Origin of the sequence: Catellatospora aurea, assembly GCF_042663325.1 — a bacterium.
GTDB lineage: Bacteria > Actinomycetota > Actinomycetes > Mycobacteriales > Micromonosporaceae > Catellatospora > Catellatospora aurea.
This window is the reverse complement of record NZ_JBHTAC010000056.1, coordinates 45,162-54,157: the sequence shown is the minus strand read 5'-3', so window position 1 is coordinate 54,157 and position 8,996 is coordinate 45,162. Positions and strand designations below refer to the sequence as shown.

The window sequence follows — 8,996 nt, the reverse complement described above, 5'->3', positions numbered from 1 at the left end:
GGCCGTGAGCCCGGTGGGGCTCACGGCCGCTCCCCGCGTGCGGGTCGTGATGACCGCGATCGCCCGCATGTAGGCTTCCTGCAATTGTTCGGCTGGACCGGAAGAGGCGTCCATTGGCATACGACGACGGTGTCGACCTTCGCCCTTTCGAGGTGATCTCGGTAGACATGTATGTTCGGTGCGCCGACGTGAGGGCTCTCCGTGCGGGGTTCGCCGCCTGGGTGTCGTCGGTCACCGGGCTGGCTGTCGAACTCTTCGGCGGCGCGTTCGCGCATGAGTGGATGCTCGGGCGCACCGTGGCGGGCGGCGCACGTGACGCTTCCGCGGAGAATGCAAGTCCGGCGGCGGCCGTCGACATGCTCGACGAGAATGCCGAGTCGGTGTTCGCGTACCTCTGGCTCGACGAGCGCGACCCCGCGCTGCGCGACGTCCGCATCACGCTCCAGCGGTTCGCGGACGACGGCGGGCAGGCGCTTCTACAGGTGACGATCGGCTACTTCACCCAGCAGGTCGACGCGGCGCGGCTCGGTCAGGCGCTGGTCGAGCTGCTGCACGACAACGTGACGGCCGCGACCACGTATGGGCAGGTGGCGACGCTGCATCCGCAGTATCCGCCGCGGACCCGCCTGGACGTGCTGCTGCGCAGGGACGCCGCGGACTCGGCGGGTGAGGCCACCCGGCTTCTGCGGGGGTACGAGTGGGTGACACTGTGCCCTTCTGCGCTGATCGGCCGGCTGGGCGGCGTCGACGCCGTCCGGGAGTCCGGTGCCTTCGCCGCGGTCAGAATGGCCGGCCCGGCGCTGCTCCTGCAGGCTACGCACTCTCCGGTGGACTATGACGAGGGCGCGGCCCGGCGCGTGTGGCAGATGCTGCGGCCCGTGCTGCCGCCGGGCAGGCCCAAGCCGCTGCCGCTGCTGCCCTTCGCATCGATGGTGTTGGAAGACGCCCGCTCGTAGCCGGTTGGCGATCGCGGCAGAACTTGACACTGAGCGGCGTTGCCCTGGCGGGGCAAACCGTCGATCTTGAGCGAACATGCTGACCACGGAGACGGGTCAAGAGCTGCGCGGCAAAGAGCGATCGGATGGCACAGAGCCCTGGGGGCCAAGGGGTTGTCCGTGCGAATCCGGCCAGCCCGACGGTGCGCAATGCGACGTGCGGCCTTGCGCCATCCACGCTGTCGACCTGTAAAGAAGATCACATGTCGACGCGATCGCCGCTGTTTTGGCTGTCGCCAACGGGGTCACTCAGAGTGATCTGCCGAAGCCGGAAAGCATCCGTCATCGACTGAGTTGAGTGCAGGATCGCCGGGCGTCATGGTGGAGCGCCGCAGGGGTACCACGCGGCTCGCCCGTTCGGGTTAGTGTGCGGCTCCAAACGTTGCGGGGGGGGTGGGTCATGCGGGGTTCGTCCGTGTCCAGAAGTCGACCGACTCGCCGCACGCCCGGCGAGGCCTTGGAGTGCGTACGCGTTTCCGCGGTTGCTGAACCCTTCGCAACCTCCACGGTCCTGCAGTTCTGACAACTCTTTCGTAGTCGGTGGTGGCGATGATGTCTGCACGTCGTGCAGTGAGAACCCGCATGGCCCGGTCGTGGGCCGGGCGGCGGCTGTTGGTCGGGCTGGTCGCGGTGTTGGCGGTCGGCCTGGTGCAGGTGCCGGAGTCGGCCGCGGCACCGCCTGGCAGGCCGGACATCCCGGCGCAGCCGGCGCCGGCCAAGGGCACCGGGTGGAAGTCCGAGGCGCCGAAGGCCGATCCGTCGGCGGGCAAGACGATGAGGCGTGCCGACCAGGCCACCTGGCCCGCCGCCGGTGCGATTGAGGTGGCGGCGGACGGCAAGACGGTGGCCCTGAGCAGTATGCCGGTCACCGTGACTCCCGCCCCGACCGGCGCTCTGGCGCGCATTCGGCAGGCGGCTGACACAGTCGACCGGGTCAAGCTGCAGGTGCTCGACCGCGGCGCCTCCGTCAGGGCCGGGGTGAACGGGCCGATGTTCACCCTGCATCGCACCGACGGCGCCACCACCGCCGGCACCGTCAAGGTGCAGATCGGATACCAGGGTTTCGCCCACGCCCGCGGTGGTGACTTCGGCGCTCGGCTGCGTCTGGTCGCCTTGTCCGGGTGCGCGGCGAGCACGCCCGATCAGCCGCACTGCCAGGCGCAGCGGGTGCTGCGGACGGTCAACGACACGAAGACCCAGACGGTCAGCGCGGAATTCGACGTCAGCGGCGGCGACGCGGCGCCGGTGGTGTTCGCGATGACGGGCGGACAGTCGTCCGCGCAGGGTGACTTCAAGGCAACCGAGTTGGCCCCGTCGTCCACCTGGCAGACGCAGCTCTCCTCGGGCGGGTTCACGTGGAATTATCCGATCCGCACGCCTGCCACGCCGAGCGGCCTCGGGCCGCAGATCGCTCTCGCCTACTCGTCGCAGGCAGTGGACGGGCGCACCGCCGGTACGAACAATCAAAGCTCTTGGATCGGTGAGGGTTTCAGCTACCGGCCCGGGTTCATCGAACGGCGGTACAAGCCGTGCAAGGACGACGGGCATGACACCTCGGCGGATCAGTGCTGGGCGTTCCCGAACGGCACGATGGTCCTTGCGGGGCGGTCCGGTTCCCTGGTGAAGCTCGACGCGGGTGGCAACACCTGGAAGCTGTCCAATGACGATGGATCGAGGATCGAGCGGTTCACCGGCGCCGCCAACGGTGACAACGACGGTGAGTACTGGAAGGTGACCACCACCGACGGCACCCAGTACTTCTTCGGCAAGAACCGGCTGCCCGGCTGGAGTACGGGCAAGGAGGAGACCGAGTCGGCGTGGACGGTTCCGGTCTACGGCGATGACGCCAATGAGCCGTGCAACAAGTCCTCCGGTTTCGACGACTCGCACTGTGACCAGGCGTGGCGGTGGAACCTCGACTACGTCATCGACCCGCGTGGCAACGTCATCTCCTACTTCTACGACCGCGAGACCAACTACTTCGCCCGTGGCGGAAAGACCGATGTCGACGGCATTCCGTACCACCGCGGCGGTCACCTGGCCCGGATCGACTACGGTCAGCGCCACAACCAGGTCTACACCACCGACGCCCCGGCCAGGGTCGTGTTCTCCACCGTCGAGCGGTGCATCCCCGGCGACGGGGTCGACTGCGACCCGCAGGACCTCAGCGAAGAGACGGCGGCGTCGTGGCCCGACGTGCCCGAGGACCTGATCTGCCAGGCCGGCACCCACTGTGAGTTCACTCAGGCGGCACCGACGTTCTTCACCCGCAAGCGCCTCACCAAGATCGAAACGCAGGTGCGCGGCGCGACCAGTTGGCTCCCGGTCGAGTCGTGGGCCTTGGAGCACGATTTCAAGGCCAACGACGACGCATCTCGCACGCTGTGGTTGAAGAAGATCACCCACATCGGGCACTGGGGCGGCACCGACGTCACTCTGCCGGCCATCGAGCTCGATGGGGTGCAGTTGCCGAACCGGATCGTCAAGGACGGCGACAACATCGGACCGCTGATCCGCTACCGCCTGGCCACGGTCAAGACCGACAGCGGAGCGCAGATCACGATCAACTACAAGACGCCGGACTGCACCAAGAACAACCTGCCCACGCCTGGTGAGTCCACCATGCGATGCTTCCCGGTCATCTGGAACCAGCTGGGCGGCGAGGAAGAGGACAAGGTCACCGACTGGTTCCACAAGTACGTCGTGGACAACGTCGTCGAAGACGACCTGGTGACCAGTAACGACGACATGGTCACCGCGTACGAATACGTCGGCGCCCCGGCCTGGCGCAAGAAGGAGCCGGACGGCATCACCAAGACCGAGGACCTGACCTGGTCGGAGTGGCGCGGATACCAGCAGGTCACCGTCCGGACCGGCAACGGCCAGGCGATGCCCGGCCGCGTCGACAACTTCTTCCTGCGCGGCATGTCCGGCGCCAAGCAGCCGGACGGCACGAGACCGGCGGTCAACCGCACCGACTCCACCGGCACCAGCTACACCGACCACGACCAGTGGTCCGGGCACCTGCTGGAAACGATCGTCTACAACGGCGCGGATGTCGTGTCGAAGGCGATCAACCAGCCGTGGCGGCACGTCACCCACACTCAGACGGAGACGTGGGGTAGCAACACGGCCGCGTTAGTGCGCACTGACGTGGCGCGTAACCTGACGGCCCTTCCGGACAGCCCGTCCGGCACCCCGGTATGGCGCGAGACCAAATCCGTCACCGGCTACGACACGACGTGGGGCCGGGTAACCCAGGTCGACGACCTCGGCGAGGTCGGCGCCGGCAAGGACGGCGACGACAGATGCACCCGCACCGCGTATGTCGACAACACCGATCCTGCCAAGTACATGTACGCCTATGTGTCACGGACCTGGACCGTGTCGGTCAACTGCGGGGTGGCCAACCCGAATCTGGCCACCAAGCTGATCGCCGACACGCGCAAGAGCTACGACCTGCTGGCCTGGAACAGCGCGCCGACCGAGGGAACCGCTACCCGCAGTGAATCCCTCGACAGGTTCGACGGCACCGCCGTCCGCTATGTGATCGACTCCGAGACCACCGCCGTCGACGACTTCGGTCGCGCTCTGACCGTCAAAGACGCGCGCGCCATCGCTGAGTCACGGCCGTACGCGACCTCCACCGAGTACACCGACACCTACGGGCTCACCACGCAGGTCAAGGTGACCAACGCTCTCGGTCACCTCGCCACGACCGTTGTCGACCCTGCCTATGCCGTGCCGACCGCAGTCATCGACGCGAACCTCAAGCGCACCGACCTGGTCTACGACGCGTTCGGTCGCCTCACCGGCGTGTGGCTCGCCGACCGCGACAAAGCGCAGGGCGCCACCCCGAGCATCAAGTACACGTACGCGCTGCGTAACACCAAGACCACCGCGGTCACCACAGAAGAGATCAACAACGACGGCACCTACCGGGCCACCCACGAACTGTTCGACGGAATGATGCGCCCGCGTCAGACGCAGACCCCAGGCCCCGGTGGCTGGCTGCTGACCGACACGTTCCACAACGGCAGCGGGAAGGCCTACAAGATCAACGGCTCGTACCTCGCGTCGGGAGTCGCCGGGGACGCTCCGATCATCACGCCCGAAGGGGCGGTGAACGGTCAGAGCACCCTCACTTACGACCAGGCCGGACGAGCTGTCACGGAGACGTTCTCCGTCGCCGGCGACGCCCGCTGGGTGACCACGGCCACCCACGAAGGCGACCGGGTGCACATCGACCCGCCGGACGGGGGTGTGCCGACCACACGGGTCACCGACGCCCGGGGGCGGACCATCGAGCTGCACCAGTACGAAGGCAGCAGCCCCACCGGACCGGCCGATGTCACCCACTACACCTATACCCCGACCGGATCCCTGGACACGATCACCGACCCGGCGGGCAACATCTGGGACTACGACTACAACCAGCGCAACCACCAGACGCTCGCCAAGGACCCCGACGTCGGTGACACCCAGTACACCTACAACACGTCCGGGGATCTGACGTCGATCACCGACGCCCGCAACATCAAGATCTCGAACAAGTACGACGCTCTGGGCCGCAAGACCGAGACCTGGCAGGGTGACGTCGGCACGGGCACGAAACGAGCGGCGTGGGTCTACGACAACACCGGCAACAAGGGCCAGCTGCACTACAGCCAGCGCATCGTCGGTGGGCAGAGCTACTACACGATCAACCTGACCCGCGACAGCCAGTACCGGCCCACCAAGGTCCGCTACAGCTTCCCGTCGGGTGGCGTCGGCACGCAGCTCGGCTTGAACTACGAGTTCACCACCGGCTACAACACCGACGGCACGATTCAGTCGGTGGGCTTCCCGGCCGCCGGCGGCCTGGCGGCGGAAGCGGTCGCCGTCAGCTACGACAACCTGCTGCGCCCGACCGCGGTCACCGGCAGCTCGACCTACGTGACCGCCGCGGGCACCCGCTACGGCAACCTCGGTGAGCTGCTCGGCGTCGAGTTGTACACCGGAACCGGCACGAAGACCTGGCTCAGCTACGAGTACGAGCGTGGCACCAACCGGCTCACCCGATCCCGGCTGGACCGGCAGAACATCGCGTTCGTCGACCGAGACGCCCACTACGATTACGACGACGCCGGCAATGTCATGTCGATCGCGGACACCCCTTCGGGTGGTCAGACCGACATCCAGTGCTTCGGCTACGACCACCTGCGGCGGCTCACCGAGGCATGGGCGCACGACAACACCTCGGCCACGTGCCAGCAAGGTGTCTCGGCAACCGGCGTCAGCGGGCCCGCGCCCTACCACCACTCCTGGACGTTCGAGAAGACCGGCCTCCGTGACATCGAGACCGTCCACTCGACAACCGGCGGCCAGGACACCGTCCGTGACTACAGCAACCCGGCCGACGGCCAGGGCCAGAACCAACCCCACACCCTCACCCGGGTCGACGAAGCTGGCCCGAACGGCAACAAGACCTACACCTACCGGTACGACGAGGCCGGCAACACCATCTGCCGACCGAACGGCAGCACCAGCAACACGTGCACGCCGGGCAGTTCCGTCGCACATCAGAGCCTGACCTGGGATCCCGAAGGGCACCTGGACACCAGCACGCCCGACGGAGGGCAGGCCACCAGCTACATCTACGACGCCGACGGCAACCGCATCGTCCGTAAGCAACCGGGCGGCCTCACGACCCTGTACCTGCCCGGCATGGAACTGGCGCTGTCCGGCACCGCCGTCAGCGGCACGCGGTACTACACGTTCGCGGGTCAGACCGTCGCGACCAGGACCACCGGCGGGGTGTACTTCCACGCCGCGGACCACCACGGCACCGCCGGGAGCACCGTCAACGCAGCCACAGGTGCGATCACCTGGCGACGCACCACCCCCTACGGCACCGGGCGCGGCACTCCGCCTGCCACCTGGCCGAATCAGAAGGGCTTCATCGGCGGCACGCAGGATCCCACCACCGGCCTCACCCACCTGGGCGCCCGTGAATACGACGCCACCACCGGCCGATTCATCAGTGTCGACCCGATCATGGATCTGGGCGACCCGCAGCAGTGGAACGGCTACAGCTACAGCAACAACAACCCGACCACGTTCAGCGACCCGAGCGGGCTCACCTACTGCCTCGAACCGGGCGACTGCGTCAGCTACGCCGGAGTGATCGCGCTGCTGCAGACCGGCACTTGCCCCTGGACGGGGTGCGAGCCGGAGAACCCGAACCTCGTCGGTGAGATCATCATGGACTCCCTGCCGGGCTTCTCGCAGTTCAACGATGCCGTCGACGCCTACGAATGTGCTCAGAACCCGACGTGGGGCTGTGCGATCGCCAGTGTCGCCGGATTCATCCCGTGGGCAGGGCTGGCGGCCAAGAAGTGCGTCAAGAAGTGCGACGAGATCATCGATGGGATCACCGGGAACGGGAAGAAGAACCCGGATACCCCGAACACTCCCAACAAGCCGGACACCCCAGGAGGGACGCCGAAACCGGAGACGCCCAAGACCCCGGACGGCGGGGGGCCACCCTGCAAGAAGTGTAAGTGCAACAGCTTCGATCCGAACACCGAAGTGCTGCTCGCCGACGGCACCACCAAGAAGATCAAGGACGTCAACGTCGGGGACAAGGTGATCGCCACCGACCCGCTGACCGGCGTCACCGAGGCGAGAGAGGTGACTCAACTCCACCTCAACCAGGATCGGCAGCTGACCCTCGTCACGGTCGTCGACGGCACCGGTGCCCGGTACGTCATCGACACCACCTGGGAACACCCGTTCTGGTCGACGACCCGACGCGACTGGGTGCCGGCCGCAGAACTGCGGGCAGACGAGGACCTGCACGGCTACCTCGGAGGGTCCATCCGGGTCGTCGAGGTGAGGAACTACCTCGGCACCAAGGCGATGCACAACCTCACCGTCGCCGGCCTTCACACCTACTACGTACTCGCTGGTAAGACCGCAGTGCTGGTCCACAACGACGGCGAGTGGATCGATCCGAACGACATCAACTTCTCGCAGCGGACGATCTCATCCAACAACTACGCTGAGGCGATGAGCGCCGGAACGTGGGACTGGGCTCGTTCTCCGCTCAGGGTGATGGAAGTGGACGGCCAGCTGGTGAGTTATGACAATCGCAGACTGGACGCCGCGCGTGAGGCAGGCGCACAGGTGCTGGTCGAACGGGTCAATCCGTCCGATCCGCACCCTGACTCGACGACCGGCAAGACTTGGGCGCAGAAGTTCGCGGAGCGATTCAGGGACCCAAGGAACGTGCGGGCTGGTGGCGTGGTGCCGAGTCAGGGCCTGCCGGATCGCCCCGAGGCCTGCTGATGGGAGAGACAGTGTCGAACTTGATCGTTGATCTCTGGTTGGCGGGAACGCTGCCGATCCGCAACGCCCTCTACCGAGCCGACGGCGTCTCGATCACCGCTCGCATCGATCCGGGCGCGCCCGGCGGACTCACCCTGGGGGAGCCCTTCTCGCTGGAGACCGCCATGCGGGCCGATCCGGAGTACGTCACCAGTGTCGACATCACGGCCGAGCATGATCTCGGTGCAGGCGGAGGCTACCTCGTCTGCGGAGAAGGCTCGTACGGATCGGAAGGCTTCTTCGGTCGGCTCGACGCAGGCAAAGGCCTCGTCTGGGTCGTCTATCTCGAAAACAGCAATCCGTTCGTGAACATATCCGCTGAACCAGGTTCCGCGGTCTTCACCTCGACCTCCGGCGTCGTGATCACCGTGAACCTCGAAACCCCCGAGTTCGGCATCGGTAGGTAAGTCCCTTCGTGAGTCGTCTCCGGGCCGAGTGGGTGACGACTCAGACATGAAGCCCGGCTTGGAGAAGCGCGCGACAACGCGCTCTCCAAGCCGGGCGATTCCGACCGTCTGCGGACAGCCGCTGCCTCCGGCGGCGAGAGCGCGTCCGGTGACCCGAACCCGGCGGCGGTCGCGCTGCGGGTCGGCAACGACCCGGACTCGACCCACCAGTACCGCACGTTCCTGC

The 8,996-nt window shown here is 66.8% G+C and carries 3 protein-coding genes; all 3 read left to right on the top strand.

All coding sequences use genetic code 11. From position 1 onward, the window contains the following. Nucleotides 1–113 precede the first annotated feature (113 nt). The 3 genes from ACFQO7_RS33745 to ACFQO7_RS33735 all read left to right on the top strand — a co-directional run bounded on the left by ACFQO7_RS33745 (nt 114) and on the right by ACFQO7_RS33735 (nt 8,770). Nucleotides 114–956 (top strand): hypothetical protein, encoded by an 843-nt coding sequence (locus tag ACFQO7_RS33745; protein WP_376810184.1) that lies wholly within the window; start codon nt 114–116, stop codon nt 954–956. Nucleotides 957–1,577: 621 nt separating this feature from the next. Then, complete coding sequence (locus ACFQO7_RS33740) at nt 1,578–8,324, top strand: polymorphic toxin-type HINT domain-containing protein (protein WP_376810183.1); 6,747 nt, start codon at nt 1,578–1,580, stop codon at nt 8,322–8,324. 11 nt (nt 8,325–8,335) lie between these two features. Then, complete coding sequence (locus tag ACFQO7_RS33735; protein WP_376810182.1) at nt 8,336–8,770, top strand: hypothetical protein; 435 nt, start codon at nt 8,336–8,338, stop codon at nt 8,768–8,770. The last annotated feature ends 226 nt before the right edge of the window (nt 8,771–8,996 follow it).